Consider the following 17,460-nt stretch of genomic DNA (forward strand, 5'->3'; position numbering starts at 1 on the left):
TTTAATTTTCAAAGACCAAATTCTTACTATTTTGCTGTCGTTTCCCGACTGCTTTTTTATCTTATCACTTTGTTTTCTTGTTGTCAACATATTTTTTAAAACTTTTTTTGAAGTTTTCTAGGAAGCTTAATTTTCTTTAACTCCTATTAAATATGTTGATTTAAAAACTTAGTATGTCGCTTTAGCACTTGGCGCTGACGACTTATTCATAATAACATGATATAAAAAAAAGCAAAACTTTATTTTGGCTATTTTACCAAAATTATTTTGTAAACTCTCAATAATACTCTTTTTTCCTCATTTTTTTGCATAAAGATACACTAGGATAAGTTTCTTTTTGTTTTTTTCTAACTGGAATGGAAATCATGAGTAATTACTACTTTTTAGTATTATAATTAAAACTATTTAGTTCATAATTCACAAGGAATTACTTTGTTTTAAACTAATTTTAATCGTAACTCTTTATTATTCATTCTTAATTTTTAATTCATTGTAAAAATTCTACTATAGAAATTAAACTCATGTATTAAGTTAAATCTTCATTAAAGAACCCTATAAGTTGTTAACTAAAATATTTAATGACATAGCTATTATTTATAAGTTAGCTTTTTTATCTATAAATAAAATACTGCCTTAAGTATTTTATTATACTCAAGCAAGTGCTTCACTAATTATAAATTATTAATTATTTCTTTAAATCTATTTCCTCTAACTTCGAAATTTACAAACATATCAAAGCTAGCACAAGCAGGAGATAATGTTACTATATCATCTTTTTCAGAAATTTCATTTGCCTTATCTACTGCTTCTTCTAAAGTATCAACCATATATATTGTAGTTTCTATTCCTTCTTTTTCTTTTAACTCATCAAAAACTGCCTTTATTTTATACTTTGTTGCCCCTAGTAATATTAATGATTTAATATATTGATATCCTTCAAAAGCTAAGGGTTCAAATGGTAGATTTTTATCATATCCTCCTGCTATTAATATAACAGGTTTTTCAAAAGCTTTAATACTTGCTAATGTTCTTGTAGGACTAGATGCTATAGAATCATTATAAAACTCTACTCCATTTATAGATCTTATAAATTCGCTTCTATGTTCTACTCCCCCAAAAGATATAGCTACATTCTTCATAGCTTCAATATTTACTTCATCACAAGTTGCAGAAAACGCAGCTAATAAATTTTCAACATTATGCATACCTTTTAATTTTATATCTTTCTTATAACAAACTTCCTTACCCCTAATATATAGCTTTTCATTTTCATAGTATGCACCTTTTTCTACTTTTTTCTTTCTGCTAAAGGTGTAAACTCTTCCTTTAGCCTCTCCTACCATTGAGTTAGTTATATCATTATCTTCATTTAATACTAATAGAGAGTTTTCATCTTGATATTTGTATATGTTCTTCTTACTTTCAACATATTCATCCATACCCTTATGCATATCTAAATGGTTAGGGGATAAATTAGTTATTACTGCTACATCTGTAGAATCCTTCATTGTCATAAGTTGAAAGCTTGATAATTCTAATACTACTCTATCATCTTTTCTTATTTTTTCTATATTAGTAAAAAGAGGTGTTCCTATATTTCCACCTACCCAAGTGTTATATCCTGCTTCTTTTAATATATTATATACAAGTGTTGTAGTTGTAGTTTTACCATCACTTCCTGTAATACCATAAATCTTAGCAGGGCAATATCTTACAAACTCCTCCATTTCAGATGTTATATAAGCCCCTTCATTTCTAGCTCTAACTAAAGCTTCACTATCTATTCTCATAGATGGAGTTTTAAAAATAACTTCAAATCCTTTTAAATTATTTAGATAGTTGTCTCCTAACTCAAATTTTATTCCTAGTCTTTCATACTTATCTATATCTTTAAACTGGTCTCTATTTTTCTTATCAAAAGCAGTTACCTTAGCTCCAAGTTTAACTAAAAACTCTATAAGAGGTATATTACTGACTCCTATACCCACTACTGCTACATTTTTATTCAATATATATTCTTTAAAATCATTAAAATCTCTTTTCATTCTATTTTTAATCCTCCAACATTTACTGTTATCATTAATAATATGTATATTATAACACTTTTTATTTGTTATTTGAATTACTGTAGAATATGGTATAATCAAAACAAGAATTTTGTCGAAATTGTTCGAATTGAATTAATTTATAAACTTATCTTTGTAGTATTGATTTACATATTCCGACATGATATACTTCTATTGTGCCGTAAGGAATATGTTAAGATGATTCCCCAAAGTTTTAACATAACACATAACATATCCCCATGATTAAACCCTATTTTTTACCGGATGACAATCCGGTTATTTTTTTACCCAAAAACCTTTCTATCTTTAAAATCCCCTTCGACATTATTGAGTATTTTTAGAATATATTTATTTATTTTTTTAAGCTTTTTAAATAAATTCTAAAAAATACAATTTTATCTATAAGTTATTGCTATTAATTTCAAAAGAAAAACTCCCTACAAATATATTAGACTTGTAGAGAGTTTTTCATTCAAGTTTTGAGCATCTGAAATAAAATAATAAACCAAAGATGTTAGTATGTTTTACATCAGACAAGGCGTTAGGTTCTGCTCATAGTGGTGCTATGGGTAGGTTCTGACAACACAGTATGATGGAAAACAGGCTAACATACTGGTCTATTATTTTTTTGAAGGTGCCTAAAACTGTTAAAATTCCATTTTTTCTTCTATATATTTAGTAAGCTCATCTATATGAAGTCTTATTTGCTCCATTGTATCTCTATCTCTTACTGTTACAGTATTATCTTCCATAGTATCAAAGTCTACTGTTATACAGAAAGGCGTTCCTATTTCATCTTCTCTTCTATATCTTTTTCCTATACTTCCTGCCTCATCATAGTCCACATTAAACTTTTTAGCAAGTATTGAATAAACTTCTAAAGATTTTTCACTTAATTTCTTGCTTAACGGTAATACTGCTGCTTTAAAAGGTGCTAGTGCTGGATGTAAATGTAATACAGTTCTTACATCGCCACCTTCAAGCTCTTCTTCATCATAAGCATTTACCAAGAATGCAAGAGCAACTCTATCTGCGCCTAATGATGGTTCAATACAATATGGCACATATTTTTCATTTGTTACTGGATCTAAGTAAGATAAATCTTCTCCAGAATGCTCCATATGCTTTTTAAGGTCGTAGTCTGTTCTATCAGCTATGCCCCATAGTTCACCCCAACCAAACGGGAATAAAAATTCTATATCGCAAGTTGCATTACTATAGAAAGATAATTCCTCTTCACCATGATCTCTAAATCTTAGATTCCCTTCTTTCATACCTAGATCAAATAAGAATTTCTTACAGTAATCTTTCCAATATCCGAACCATTCTAAGTCTGTTCCTGGTTTACAGAAAAACTCTAGTTCCATTTGTTCAAATTCTCTAGTTCTAAATACAAAATTTCCTGGTGTAATCTCATTTCTAAAAGATTTACCAATCTGAGCTATACCAAAAGGTACTTTTTTTCTTGAAGTTCTCTGCGCATTTTTAAAGTTAACGAATATACCTTGAGCTGTTTCTGGTCTTAGGTATATTTCTGATTTACTATCATCAGTTATTCCTTGAAATGTTTTAAACATAAGGTTAAATTTTCTTATGTCTGTAAAGTTTTTCTTTCCACATTTAGGGCAAACTATTTGATGCTTTTCAATATACTCTTTATACTCTTCATTAGTCCATCCATCAGCAACTGCAACTTCTGCTCCTTCTGAAGTCATATGATCTTCCACTAATTTATCTGCTCTAAATCTAGCCTTACAATCTTTACAATCCATTAATGGATCTGAGAATCCTCCAACGTGTCCTGATGCTACCCAAACTTCTGGATTCATAAGTATAGCACAATCAAGTCCTACATTATATGGACTCTCTTGAACAAATTTTTTCCACCATGCTTTTTTAACATTGTTTTTAAATTCTACTCCTAATGGACCATAATCCCAAGAGTTAGCAAGTCCTCCATAGATCTCTGAACCTGAAAATATAAATCCTCTATTCTTGCATAATCCAACAACTTTATCCATAGTAACTTCTTTCATAAAATAATACCTCCGTTTTTTTATTTATAAACACTACAATTGAAGTAAATTTACTTTAATAAAAATAAAAAACTATTACTAGTTAAGGGACGAAATAATATTCCGCGGTTCCACCCTTATTAGCAATAGCTCAGCTCTACTAAAATATACTCAAAAGCTCCATTCACTATAAGTCTTTAATGATTTGCACCATCCATCATCTCTCTTTATAAAGTACTTAAAGTTACTCCTCTTTATCAATGTATAATATTAAATTATATTTGTATATACTATCACAAAAATTCAGAATTGTCAAGCATTAATTATTCAAAAATTAATATTAGATATACTTTATTTACACTCTATAATTTATAACCATTTCTTCTATTATAAAAGATAAATATTTTATCTCCTGTAAAGTTATTCAACAATTTCTTAATAACTAATAAAAATTTATTACAAAAATTAATAATTTAAAATTAGTTACGTATTATAGATTAAATTCTAATATTTTATGATTTATATAATTCTACTTTTTTATAAATTTATCGCAATAAAAAAAGTAATACCATAAAGTATTACTTGCATTTATCAAAAATAAAAAATGGCTCCGCGAAGAGGATTCGAACCTCCAACCTATCGGTTAACAGCCGAGTGCTCCACCGTTGAGCTATCGCGGAATATCATCATTATTGACTACATCTTTATTATATCAAAAATAGAAAATAAATGCAATAGCTTTTTTTAGAAATTTATACTTTTTTAAACTTTATTTTATTTTTATATTATCATAGCAGATAACCTATATTTATTAATGATTTTCTTCATAATTAATAATATTGAAATTTAAAATTTTAACAGTAAGGGGATATTTTACTTTATTTAAAACATCCTTCTTTATAGATATTATGAAATCTTCACTTTCACGAATATTAGAAAGCCACAGTGCATTATTTTCTACAAGCTTATCATCTCCATCATATACCTTAACGCTTTTATTCCGATCATAGATAAAACTACGATCTTTATTAATATCATACTCAACAGTTCCTATAGATAAAAATTCTCCTCTATCTTTCTCTATGTTTTGCTTTTTATTAAAATATAATCTTAAAAAACTATTATCATCCCCCTGTATTCTATCTAAGTATACTTCTGAATTATTTCCTTCATAAACAAGTTCTTTTACTTCAATAGGCTCATTAAAGTAACTTAATAGTTTATCATCTTTAGGCATATAACTTTCATCAATTTGTATTGTAATTTCTACAGGAGTAGATTTAATAATTCTATATTCTCTTTGGTAAAGGATATTCTTTCTAATAGTTTCTTTTGGATCTTCTTTGCTAATAAACTCCAACCCCACCTTAAGAATTAAAGTTAGTCCGACTAAGCATAAAATTGTTTTAGAACTGCGTTTCATACTATTCTCCTTTACAAATCATACTTGTAAAAATTTAAAACACAAATATTATTAGTCATTTATATTTACAATTTAAAAGCACTACTCAGCTAGCTGCATGGTTATAGTTATTAATAAAAAGATCTGTTATATAAAAAAAGAGATATAAAGTCTTCATAAACAATATATCTCTTAATTTTTATATTATTGTAATGGTTTCATAGTTGGGAATAAGATTACGTCTCTTATTGATGTAGAATCAGTTAAGAACATAACTATTCTATCTATACCTATTCCTAATCCTCCAGTTGGCGGCATACCTACTTCTAATGCGCTCATAAATTCTTCATCTATAACATAAGCTTCATCATCACCAAGTTCTCTTTCTGTTGCTTGTTGTTCAAATCTTTCTCTTTGTACTATTGGATCATTAAGTTCTGAATAGGCATTACATACTTCCCTACCATATATAAATCCTTCAAATCTCTCAGTAAATTCATCATTTCCACGTTTTTTCTTAGTAAGTGGTGAAATTTCTACTGGATAATCACATAGGAATGTTGGCTGTATTAAATGTTCTTCCGCAAACTCTTCAAACAATGCATTTAATACATCTGCTTTTGTACAATCTTTTAATTCTTTCTTAAAGTCTAAATGCTTTTCTTTAGCAATAGCTTGAGCTTCTTCATCCGTTTTAATAGTCTCAAAATCTATTCCTGCATATTCTTTAACTGCATCCACCATTGTAAGTCTTCTCCAAGGTGGTGTTAAATCTATTTCCGTTCCTTGATAATTTATTTTAGTAGTTCCATGTACCTTCTCACAAGCATAAGCAACCATTTGCTCTGTAATTTCCATCATATCATTATAATCTGCATAAGCTTCATATAATTCAATCATAGTAAATTCCGGATTATGTCTTACACTCATACCTTCATTTCTGAAATTTTTGCCCATGTCATAAACTTTCTCGAAACCACCAACAATACATCTTTTTAGATATAATTCAGTAGCTATTCTTAAATACATATCTATATCTAATGCATTATGATGAGTAGAGAATGGTCTTGCAGCTGCACCACCTGCTATCGGTGATAAAATTGGAGTTTCAACTTCTAAGAAACCTTTATTATCTAAGAATTCTCTTATACTTCTTATTATTTGAACTCTCTTCATGAAAGTATCTCTAACATCCTTGTTCATAACAAGGTCAACTTCTCTTTGTCTATATTTTAAATCTGGATTTTTAAGTCCATGCCATTTCTCTGGTAATGGCTTTAATGACTTAGATATAAGTGTAACCTCTGTTGCACGTACAGAAATTTCTCCTGTTCTAGTTCTAAATGGAGTTCCTGTTACACTTAAGAAATCTCCTATATCAAATGTTTTAGCATCTTTAAAAGATTCTTCACCTACTGCATCTAATCTTATATATACTTGAATTTTTCCAGATCTATCATGAAGATCGCAAAATCCAGCTTTACCTTGAATTCTCTTAGACATAAGTCTTCCTGCTACAGTAACTGTAATTTCTCCGCCTTCTTCAAATCCATTAACAACTTCTTCTGATGTATGGGTTCTATTCACTTTATAAACATCAAATGGATCTTTTCCTTCAGCTTTAAGTTCAGCTAATTTTTGTCTTCTAATTCCCACTTGTTCATTATACTCAGCTTCTTTTGCTTGAATATCTTCCACTTCAAGCTCTGGCGTATTTAAATTATTTTCTTCCATATATAAACTCCTCCTATGCTCTTTTTATTTCAAGTACTTCATATTTACTTACTCCATCTGGAATAGAAACTTCAATTACGTCTCCTACTCTTTTACCTACAAGTGCACTTCCAACTGGTGATTCATTTGAAATTTTATTTTCCATTGGATCTGCTTCTGCTGAACCAACAATATGAAATTCTACTTCTTCATCAAAGTCATAGTCCTTAACTTTCGCTATTGAACCTATACTAACTATATCCTTATCTAATTCACTTTCATCAACTACTGATGCATTTCTCAGCATGTTTTCAAGTTGTATTATTCTTCCTTCTACAAAAGCTTGCTCGTTTTTAGCTTCATCATATTCAGAGTTTTCACTTAAATCTCCATATCCTAAAGCTACTTTAATCTTCTCAGTGATTTCTTTTCTCTTAACTGTTTTAAGGTACTCTAGCTCTTCTTCAAGCTTCTTTATTCCCTCATAAGTCATCACATATTTTTTAGAATCACTCATTTCTTTCTCCCCTTTAAACAATATATATATTTACTCTATTCTTTAATAAAATACTTTGTTAATTTAACATGATTGTACCACAAAACTTCTTTAAAGTCTTAAATCCACAAAACTTCTTTAGAATTTGTGGATTTAAGACTTTAAGTTATTATAAATCAATGGCTACAATATGTCAATAAAAGGATGTCCAATACATCCTTTATTAATATTTATGTAATATTACTGTATATTATCCACAAATACTGATTTATATTCAAGTAAAAGACTTAACACATCTTCGTACCTAGTCATTGAATTAATTCTCTCTTTGATTTCAGTGCAATATTTAAGCCCTTTGATATACCAAGCTATATGCTTTCTCATTTCCCTTACAGCCTTTATTTCTTCAAAATATTTAATAGCCAAATTTAAATGATTAATACACATATCCACTTTTTCTACAGGTGTGGGTTTCGTTATACTTTCACCTTTCAAAGCTTGGGTTATCTCTCTAAAAATCCACGGGTTACCCATAGCCCCTCTTGCAATCATTATTCCATCACAATTGGTTTGTTTTTTTATTTCCGCAGCATTCTCAGCTGAAAATACATCTCCATTTCCTATTACAGGTATTTTAACTGCTTCTTTAACTTGCCTTATAATGTCCCAATCTGCTTTTCCTTCATACATCTGTTCCCTAGTTCTTCCATGAACTGCTATAGCGTCTGCACCTGCATCTTCTATGTATTTGCCAAACTCAACAGCATTTATATTATTTTCATCAAAGCCTTTTCTAAATTTAACAGTTATAGGTTTTTTACTTACCTTTTTCATTTCCTTTACTATTTCTGCTGCTAATTTAGGATTTTTCATAAGTGCTGACCCTTCGCCATTTTTAACAATTTTAGGCACAGGACATCCCATATTTACGTCTACTATACAGATATCATTATTTTCATTGAACACTTCACAAGCGTAGGCCATTATTTTAGGTTCATTCCCAAAAATTTGAATACCTACAGGTTTCTCCTCATCTGCTATTCTCATTAACCCTTCTGTGTTTTTGCTTTTATAAAATAGCCCTTTAGCACTTATCATTTCAGTATATACAAGTCCACAGCCCATACTTTTACAAATGCCTCTATAAGCTATGTCTGTAACACCTGCCATAGGCGCTAAAAACACTTCATTATCAAAATGAAGATTTGATATATACATACTATCACCTAGTCTCTATTTTTTTTCGTATATAATTCTAAGTCCATCTAATGTTAAAAAAGATTCCACTTTATCTATTGTAGAAGATTCTTCTGCTATTAATTTAGCAAGTCCTCCTGTAGCTATAACTATAGGCTCATCTTCACCTTTTGCCACCATTTCTTCTTTCATTTTACGCACTATGTAATCAACTTGACCTATGTATCCATAAACTATACCCGCTTGCATACTTGCTACTGTATTTTTGCAAATTATAGTTTCAGGCTTTGAAAGTTCAACCCTTGGAAGCTTAGCTGCTTTTTCAAATAACGCATCTGAAGATATCTTTATACCTGGACAAATTGTTCCTCCTAAATAATCTCCATTTTTAGTTATAGCACAAAAAGTAGTAGCTGTACCAAAGTCTATTATTATCATAGAACTTTTATAAATATCAAAAGCCGATACTGCATTTACTATCCTGTCAGCACCTACTTCTTTTGGATTATCATATTTTATATTTATACCAGTTTTAACTCCTGGTCCAACTACTATTGGCGTCTTATCAAAATATTTTCTTATCATATGTTCTAAAGAGTACATAATATTCGGAACCACGGATGATATTATTACTCCTTCTATATCGGATATCTTTATATTGTTTTGCTCAAAAAGCTCTCTCACTTGTATACCATATTCATCGGAACTTCTCTTGTGATCAGTAGATAGTCTCCAATCAACTAACAGTTCTTTTCCTTTGTATATTCCTAATACAATGTTGGTATTCCCTACGTCTAAAACAAAAATCATTTAAATTCACCTCTATATAATTAAAAGCAGCTTTAAAAGCTGCTTTTATCCTGTATGTTGGACTAAAAAATCTCATTACAATTAATAATTTAATTTTAACAAGTTAATCTATTTTGTCAAGGTGTTTAAATCATTTTTAAAGCTTGTAATTTATGTATGTATAATTTAACGTAAAGATTATCTATATTACGCCCTTACTACTATTTTGCATTATATTTAATATTTCTTTTTGATCCTTAGCAAACTCATATAATACTCTCTTTAAATTCCCTTCTTTTTCACTATTCATTAAGTTCATGTACATATTCATTAAGCTTTTCTCTACATTTGTAATATGACGACCTCTCATTAATTGTTCTTTTGCTAAATGATAATTATATTTCATGATAATTACCTCCTTAAGAGCTGTTGTAACACTTCAATGTGATTATTATGCTTTTGTATTAACTCCTCAATTGAACTTTGCATAGAGCTGCTATTTGCAGCTTTTAAATAGCTTTTGTACTTACTTATAAGCATTTCCTCTTTTTCTATAATGTTATTAATAGTAGATTGATTGGGACATATCATAAATAATCTCCTCCTTTTTCATATATTATTATCAATATAAAAAGGTATATACTTCTTTTTAAGAAGTATATACCTAATTTATAAATTGTTCACACTTCAACTTATCCATGTAAAAAAAATAGTAGACCAAAGATATTAGTCTACTATTTTCTATATATACCTTACTAACCAAACATAGAAAGTAATACCCCAGCTGCTACAGCACTACCTATAACCCCTGCAACATTCGGTCCCATAGCGCTCATAAGCAAGAAGTTAGAAGGATCTTCCTTCTGGCCTACAACTTGTGAAACTCTAGCAGCCATAGGTACTGCTGAAACTCCTGCTGAGCCTATTAATGGGTTTATTTTACCCTTAGTAACTTTACACATTATCTTACCTATAATTACGCCTGAAGCAGTAGCTACTGCAAAAGCAACAACCCCTAAAATTATTATTCCTATAGTTTTTGGAGTTAAAAATATCTCTGCTTTAGCTGTTGCTCCAACAGAAAGCCCTAAGAATATTGTTATTATATTTATAAGAGCATTTTGTGCTGTATCACTTAATCTTCCAACAACTCCAGATTCCTTAAATAAGTTGCCAAGCATCAACATACCAACAAGCGATTTAAGTGATGGAAGGAATAATATAACTAGAATAGCAACAACTATTGGGAATATAATCTTTTCCACCCTTTTAACTTGTCTTAGTTGTCCCATTTTTATTGTCCTTTCCTCCTTAGTAGTTAACGCTTTCATGATTGGAGGTTGAATTAATGGCACTAACGCCATATATGAGTAAGCCGCAACTGCTATTGGCCCAAGTAAATGCGGAGCTAACTTATTTGTTAAAAATATTGCTGTAGGACCATCCGCTCCTCCGATTATACCTATTGATGCTGCCTCTTGTGGAGTAAATCCAAGTAATATTGCTGCCATAAATGCAAAGAACACTCCAAATTGTGCCCCCGCTCCCATTAGAACACTAGAAGGATTAGCTAGTAGTGGTCCAAAATCTGTCATAGCACCAACTCCTAGGAATATAAGCGGTGGGAATATTTCCCACTTAACACCTCTTGATAAATAATATAACAATCCTCCAGCTTCACCTGCGGCAGGTTCTGCCATTATATCTGCTAATGGTAAATTCGTAAGTAACATACCAAAAGCTATCGGTAACAATAATAATGGCTCAAATTCCTTTGCAATTGCTAAATATATTAATAAACAAGAAACACCTATCATTAAAAGTTCTTTCCAAGTTATTGCAGCAAAACCGGAGGTACTTAATAATTCTTGTAATACTTCAATTATATTCATTTAGCTTACCTCCTTTTTATTATGCGATAACAGCTAAAACGTCTCCTGTATTAACAGCTGCTCCTTTTACCACGTTTATTTCAGCAATAGTACCATCTACTGGTGACATTATTTCATTCTCCATTTTCATAGCTTCTAAAACAAATAATACATCACCTTTTTTAACTGTAGCACCCTCAGTTATGTTTATTTTAACTATTGTTCCTGGCATTGGGCAATCAACCTTTTCTCCAGAAGCATTTGCTTTTTTAACTGCTGGTGCAGCTACTGCTGGCTTTTGCGCTGGTGCCGGAGCCATTGGTTTCGCTGGAGCTACATTAGGTGTAGAAGTGAATTCTCCTTTAACCTCTTCAACCTCTACTTGATATATATTTCCATTAACAGTAACGTTATATCTTTTCATAGTAATTTTCCTCCCTATACACTTTAGCGATTATATTTAGTAGCATTACTTTGCCAATTTGCATTCCCACTATTTACTCTTTTTATACTTTTTATATTTAAATCTGAAACTGGTACATTAAGATGAGCTGATAATGATGCCATTATAACTGCAACTAATTCTAAGTCATCCTGAGGATTTTCTATAGTTTCTACTTCTTGTACTGATGGTTCAAATATTTCTTCTTTAACTGGCTCTATTTTTTTCTTTTTATCTCTTAATAAAAAACTTTGAAATTTAATTACATACATTAAGATAATTAATACAGCGAAAACTATAATCATAGCTACTGCTGAAACTCCTAATGCATCTATTAAACTTAATTTTTCGTTCATATTATATCCCCCCTAAATTAATATGCTTCCATGCTTTTTAGGGTAGCTTAACTCTCTTTTACTTTGTAACATATCTAACATTGCAAATACTCTTTGTTTAGTTTCACTTGGTTTTATAATATCATCTAACAAGCCTATTTCTGCACAAGCATATGGATTTGTAACTTCATCCATATATTTTTTAATAATCTCTTCCTCTTTTACTTTTGGATTATCCGCACTTAATATTTCATCTCTATATTTAGACGTTATTATAGACTTAGGTGAGGTTAATGAAATTTTAGCAGTTGGCCATGCTAATGCTATATCAAAAGATGCTTCCTTACTTGCAAGTGCTAAATAACCAGCCCCATAAGCTTCTCCAATTATAAGTGAAACTTTCGGAACTACAGCATCACCTAAAGCATATACCATTTTTGATACACTTTTAGCGAGTCCCATTCTTTCCTCCTCAAGACTAATAACAATTCCCTTTGTATCTACAATACTAAGTATTGGAATGTTGAAACTATCACACATCCTTACAAAGCTTGCTACTTTATTTGAAAGTTTTATATTAATCTCACTCTTCTTACTAGAATCGTTTGATATAACACCAACTGTTAATCCATTCATTTTTATTAAGTAAGTGTTTATGCTCTCTTCCATAGTTTTATTTATTTCTAAAACAGAATTTCCATCACTAATTGCATTCACTACTGCTTCTCCACTATAGTTTTCATTAATAGCTGCTTCATTCAATATCTCTTTAGATTCATTTAGATCTATAGATTTAGCAGTTAAATATGGCATTTCTAAATTATTAGATGGTATATAATCAAATAATTTCTTAGTTAATATTACTGCTTCCATTTCATCACTAACAACAAAGTGGGCATTTCCATTTTTAATGGAAGATATTCCATCACTATACATAGAGCTACTTACATATCGCTCTTCTTTATCTATCAGTTTATCACTTGTATTTATACTAAGTTGTCCATTTTCTTCTACTACTATAACAAAATCACTCATAGTGGCATTTAATGCCATAGTTCCATTACATGGTCCTGAAATAATAGAAATTTGAGGTATTACACCACTATTCTTAGTAGTTTTTCTTAAAACTTCTCCATAGGAAGTTAAAAGCTCAATTCCATCATCAACTTTTCCACCTATAGAATCAAATATCTTAACTATTGGTGCTCCCATTTTTACTGCAGCATCCATTATATTGCATATTTTTCTACTTGATTGTTTATTGAATGTTCCCCCATTTACAGTGTAATCTTCACTATAAATGTACACTAATCTTCCATCTATAGTTCCATGTCCTGTTACAACTCCTGCACCATTTTTACCAATTAGTGCCCCTACTTCTACAAAAGAACCTTCATCTAAAATATTTAAAATTCTTTCTCTTGCAGTTATTTTGTTTAAGTTGTGTTGCATTTCAACTTTTTCTGATCCACCACCTTGGTGTGCTTTATGTCTAATTTCATCAAAGACATCTAGTTTATCCATATTATTGCCTCCTGACTTTAGATTACTCTTTGTTACCCCGCCCTAATAATAACATAAAAAGTGCCATTTGTACATAAATTTTGCAAGTTTTAATTCATTTTTCTGTGTATTGAAAAAAACAATTATAAATTGACATATAATCATTCTTTTCCTTTAATTTTCTTTCTATTTTCCTTGTTTAAAAAATATACAGCTAGTTATTTTAAAGACATCTTATATAAATAAAACCACTATAAGTATATACTTATAGTGGTTTTACAAATTCTATTTATTCTTTTATATTAAAATAGTCCTTCTATTGTTCTGTCTTCTTTTATATCCATTTTAGCTGCTGCTGGGACTTTTGGAAGTCCTGGCATAGTCATTATTGTTCCTGTTAATACAACAATAAATCCTGCACCATTAGAAACCTTAACTTCTTTTACAGAAACTTTGAATCCTGTTGGTCTTCCAAGAAGATTTGGATTGTCTGATAATGAATTTTGTGTTTTAGCTACACATATAGGCAATTTATCTAAACCTATTTTTTCTATATTAGATATTTGCTTTTTAGCTGCTGGTAATATTTCAATTCCATCAGCTCCATATATTTCTCTAGCTATTGTCTCCATCTTTTCTTTTATAGTTAATTTTTCATCATATAACACATGGAAATTACTTTCTTTTTCTTCAATAGTTTTTATAACTTTTTCAGCAAGCTCTAATCCACCTTCTGCACCTTTTCCCCAAACTTCAGTCAAGGCAACTTCCACACCTTTGTTTTTACAGAATTCTTCTATATATTTAATTTCTTCTTCACTATCACTTATAAATCTATTTATAGCCACAATTGCTGGCACACCGAATTTTTCTATATTTTCTATTTGCTTTTCAAGATTTTCTATACCTTTTGCAAGAGCTTCTACATTTGGAGTGTTTAAACCATCTTTTTTAACGCCACCATGATGCTTTAACGCACGAATAGTTGCTACTATTACTACTGCACTTGGTTTTAAGTTTCCATATCTACACTTAATATCAAAGAATTTTTCCGCTCCTAAGTCTGCACCAAATCCAGCTTCTGTTATAGTATAATCCCCTAATTTTAAAGCCATCTTAGTAGCTAAAATACTATTACAGCCATGTGCTATATTTGCAAATGGTCCACCATGAATTATTGCTGGTGTATTATCTAAAGTTTGAACTAAGTTAGGCTTAACAGCATCTTTCATAAGCATAGCCATGGCACCATGAACATTTAAATCTTTACAATATATAGGTTCTCCCTCTGTGCTATAAGCTATAAGGATTTTCCCAAATCTTTCTTTTAGGTCCATTAAGTCTGTTGAAAGACAAAGTATTGCCATTATTTCAGAAGCAACTGTTATTGTAAATCCATCTTCTCTTGTAAATCCATTTGGAGTTCCGCCAAGTCCTACTACTACTTGTCTTAATGCTCTATCATTCATGTCTAGAACTCTTTTAAATACTATTCTTCTTGAATCTATTTTGAGTTCATTTCCTTGATGAATATGATTATCTATAGCTGCACTTAAAAGATTATTTGTTGTTGTAATTGCATGCATATCTCCAGTAAAATGCAAGTTTATATCTTCCATAGGAATTACTTGAGCATATCCTCCGCCAGCAGCTCCTCCTTTTACCCCAAAAACAGGCCCTAAAGAAGGCTCTCTTAATGCTATTACTGCATTTTTCCCCATGCTGCAAAGAGCTTGTCCTAATCCTATAGTAACAGTAGATTTTCCTTCGCCAGCTGGAGTAGGATTTATAGCCGTTACTAGTATAAGTTTCCCATCTTCTTTATCTTTATTATTTTCTAATACATTGAGAGATATTTTACCTTTATATTTTCCATATAGTTCAATATCGTCCTCCGTTAATCCTATTTTTTCTGCAACTTTAAGTATAGGTAACATCTTTGCACTTTGAGCTATTTCTATATCTGTTTTCATATCAATATCCTCCAATCCATATATATAAAATTTTGTACACAATTATATTTTATGTACAATAATCTTATCTATTATCAAGTTTTCCCATGAAATCATCTATATTAACTATATATCTTAAATGAGTACCTTCTCCAATTAAACCATTTTCATCATAAGCTTTTACTAAAAAAGTTATTTTCTTTCCCTGAATATCTTTAACTACAGCTTCACATTTTACTTTCATCCCAATTGGTGTAGCCTTAATATGCTTTATATTGACTTCTATTCCTACAGTTGTATCTCCTGGCTCTAAATATAAATCAATAGCATTTTTAGATGCATTTTCCATTAAGCCTATCATCGCAGGCGTTGCATACACTTTTAGGGTACCTGAACCATGATGAAGTGCTGTATCATCTTCTGTTACAATCTTTTCAATAATTGCATTTAGTCCTATTTTTAATTTATTCTCCACTTACCTACCCCCTAGCATAAATCTGGTAATATAATTATATCATAACTCTAAATGTAGTCCTATAATTCTTTTTAAAAATTACGTATATTTTTTTGTTTTTTTGTAATAATATACGTAATTTTTTATTATTTTTTCATATTAATTATAAAAAAACAAAAGAGCGTACAAACTCATCATACACTCTTTTGTTTACACTATATTTCTTCTTTTTTTACATCTTCAATCTTTATATCTTCAATCTTTGCTTCTTCTACTTGTAATTTAACTTCTTCTGGATTAAAATTCTCATTTGAAGTATTTTCTTCCTTTGGAGTTTCCTCTTTAATAATATCAGTAGAAATTTCCTCCAAGCCTTTTCCATCCATAATTGCATTAAATTCTTCAGCAGTAAGCTTTTCTTTTTCAAGAAGCGCTTTAGCAACTTCATGAAGCTTATCTTCATTTTCACTAAGTATAGTTTCGGCTCTTCTATAAGCTTCATCTATTAATGATTTTATCTCTTTATCTATCATAGAAGCTACTTCTTCTGAGAAATCTCTTGAATGGCCAATATCTCTTCCTAAGAATACTTCTCCTTGTTCTTTTCCAAAAGAAATAGGTCCTATTTTTTCACTCATACCATATTCCATAACCATTTTTTTAGCTATAGAGCTAGTTCTATCTATATCATTTTTAGCTCCTGTGCTGATTTCTTTAAGTATTAGAGCTTCTGCAACTCTTCCACCTAAAAGTCCAACCATTTCATCTTTAAGCTTAGAACGTGAAGTATATGTGGTATCTTCATCTGGAAGATGTAGTGTATATCCTCCTGCCATACCTCTAGGAATTATACTTATTTCATGAACAGCATAAGAATTTGGCAAATATTTAGATACTACTGCGTGACCAGCTTCATGATAAGCAGTTAATCTCTTGTCTTTTTCACTTATAACTCTAGATTTCTTTTCTGGTCCAGCTATAACTCTTGTAATTGCCTCTTCGATCACATCCATAGTTATAACTTTCTTCTTAGCTCTAACAGTTAATAATGCTGCTTCATTCATTAAGTTCTCAATATCCGCTCCAGTAAATCCCGGAGTTCTTTTTGCCAATATACTTAATTTAACATCTGATCCTAATGGCTTATTTCTTGAGTGAACTTTTAATATTTCTTCTCTTCCTTTAACATCAGGTGCTCCAACAACTATTTGTCTGTCAAATCTAC

15 protein-coding genes, 1 tRNA gene, 1 pseudogene and 1 other annotated feature are annotated in these 17,460 nt (G+C 30.3%); all 17 genes and pseudogenes read right to left on the reverse strand.

What is annotated here, in order from left to right; genetic code table 11:
- Window positions 1-671 precede the first annotated feature (671 nt).
- Entirely contained in the window at window positions 672-2,045 is a 1,374-nt protein-coding gene (gene murD / locus B2W91_RS01250) for a UDP-N-acetylmuramoyl-L-alanine--D-glutamate ligase (RefSeq protein ID WP_291578443.1), read from the reverse strand.
- A 668-nt stretch (window positions 2,046-2,713) separates the two neighbouring features.
- Window positions 2,714-4,102, reverse strand: coding sequence for a glycine--tRNA ligase (locus B2W91_RS01255; protein WP_291578444.1), 1,389 nt, complete (start codon window positions 4,100-4,102; stop codon window positions 2,714-2,716).
- Window positions 4,103-4,184: 82 nt separating this feature from the next.
- Window positions 4,185-4,351: a binding site (T-box leader), on the reverse strand.
- Window positions 4,352-4,686: 335 nt separating this feature from the next.
- Window positions 4,687-4,761: transfer RNA gene (locus B2W91_RS01260), tRNA-Asn, on the reverse strand.
- A gap of 131 nt (window positions 4,762-4,892) precedes the next feature.
- On the reverse strand, window positions 4,893-5,504 hold the full coding sequence (locus B2W91_RS01265; RefSeq protein ID WP_291578445.1) for a hypothetical protein: 612 nt from the start codon (window positions 5,502-5,504) through the stop codon (window positions 4,893-4,895).
- Window positions 5,505-5,687: 183 nt separating this feature from the next.
- Window positions 5,688-7,217 (reverse strand): lysine--tRNA ligase, encoded by a 1,530-nt coding sequence (lysS, locus tag B2W91_RS01270; RefSeq protein WP_291578446.1) that lies wholly within the window; start codon window positions 7,215-7,217, stop codon window positions 5,688-5,690.
- 13 nt (window positions 7,218-7,230) lie between these two features.
- Window positions 7,231-7,713: a transcription elongation factor GreA gene (gene greA / locus B2W91_RS01275; RefSeq protein WP_291578447.1), complete on the reverse strand. Its 483-nt coding sequence runs from the start codon at window positions 7,711-7,713 to the stop codon at window positions 7,231-7,233.
- Window positions 7,714-7,932: 219 nt separating this feature from the next.
- Window positions 7,933-8,910, reverse strand: a complete 978-nt coding sequence (gene dusB / locus B2W91_RS01280; protein ID WP_291578448.1) for a tRNA dihydrouridine synthase DusB — start codon at window positions 8,908-8,910, stop codon at window positions 7,933-7,935.
- A 15-nt stretch (window positions 8,911-8,925) separates the two neighbouring features.
- Complete coding sequence (locus B2W91_RS01285) at window positions 8,926-9,699, reverse strand: type III pantothenate kinase (RefSeq protein ID WP_291578449.1); 774 nt, start codon at window positions 9,697-9,699, stop codon at window positions 8,926-8,928.
- Between the two features lie 181 nt (window positions 9,700-9,880).
- Window positions 9,881-10,084, reverse strand: coding sequence for a hypothetical protein (locus B2W91_RS01290; RefSeq protein ID WP_291578450.1), 204 nt, complete (start codon window positions 10,082-10,084; stop codon window positions 9,881-9,883).
- Between the two features lie 5 nt (window positions 10,085-10,089).
- On the reverse strand, window positions 10,090-10,269 hold the full coding sequence (locus B2W91_RS01295) for a hypothetical protein (RefSeq protein WP_291578451.1): 180 nt from the start codon (window positions 10,267-10,269) through the stop codon (window positions 10,090-10,092).
- A gap of 164 nt (window positions 10,270-10,433) precedes the next feature.
- Window positions 10,434-11,570, reverse strand: coding sequence for a sodium ion-translocating decarboxylase subunit beta (locus tag B2W91_RS01300; protein ID WP_291578452.1), 1,137 nt, complete (start codon window positions 11,568-11,570; stop codon window positions 10,434-10,436).
- 19 nt (window positions 11,571-11,589) lie between these two features.
- On the reverse strand, window positions 11,590-11,973 hold the full coding sequence (locus B2W91_RS01305; protein WP_291578453.1) for a biotin/lipoyl-containing protein: 384 nt from the start codon (window positions 11,971-11,973) through the stop codon (window positions 11,590-11,592).
- A 23-nt stretch (window positions 11,974-11,996) separates the two neighbouring features.
- The gene (locus tag B2W91_RS01310) at window positions 11,997-12,347 is read right to left on the reverse strand and encodes an OadG family protein (protein WP_291578454.1); all 351 of its coding nucleotides are present in this window, start codon (window positions 12,345-12,347) and stop codon (window positions 11,997-11,999) included.
- Between the two features lie 12 nt (window positions 12,348-12,359).
- A complete protein-coding gene (locus B2W91_RS01315) occupies window positions 12,360-13,850 on the reverse strand; it encodes an acyl-CoA carboxylase subunit beta (protein WP_291578455.1) in 1,491 nt (496 codons plus the stop codon).
- A gap of 281 nt (window positions 13,851-14,131) precedes the next feature.
- A complete protein-coding gene (locus tag B2W91_RS01320; RefSeq protein ID WP_291578456.1) occupies window positions 14,132-15,802 on the reverse strand; it encodes a formate--tetrahydrofolate ligase in 1,671 nt (556 codons plus the stop codon).
- Window positions 15,803-15,866: 64 nt separating this feature from the next.
- Entirely contained in the window at window positions 15,867-16,256 is a 390-nt protein-coding gene (locus tag B2W91_RS01325; RefSeq protein ID WP_291578457.1) for a thioesterase family protein, read from the reverse strand.
- A gap of 194 nt (window positions 16,257-16,450) precedes the next feature.
- Window positions 16,451-17,460, reverse strand: a pseudogene (locus B2W91_RS01330) (cell division protein FtsH); the annotation flags it as partial.

The organism is Clostridium sp. UBA6640 (assembly GCF_002455975.1).
GTDB lineage: Bacteria > Bacillota > Clostridia > Clostridiales > Clostridiaceae > Clostridium_J.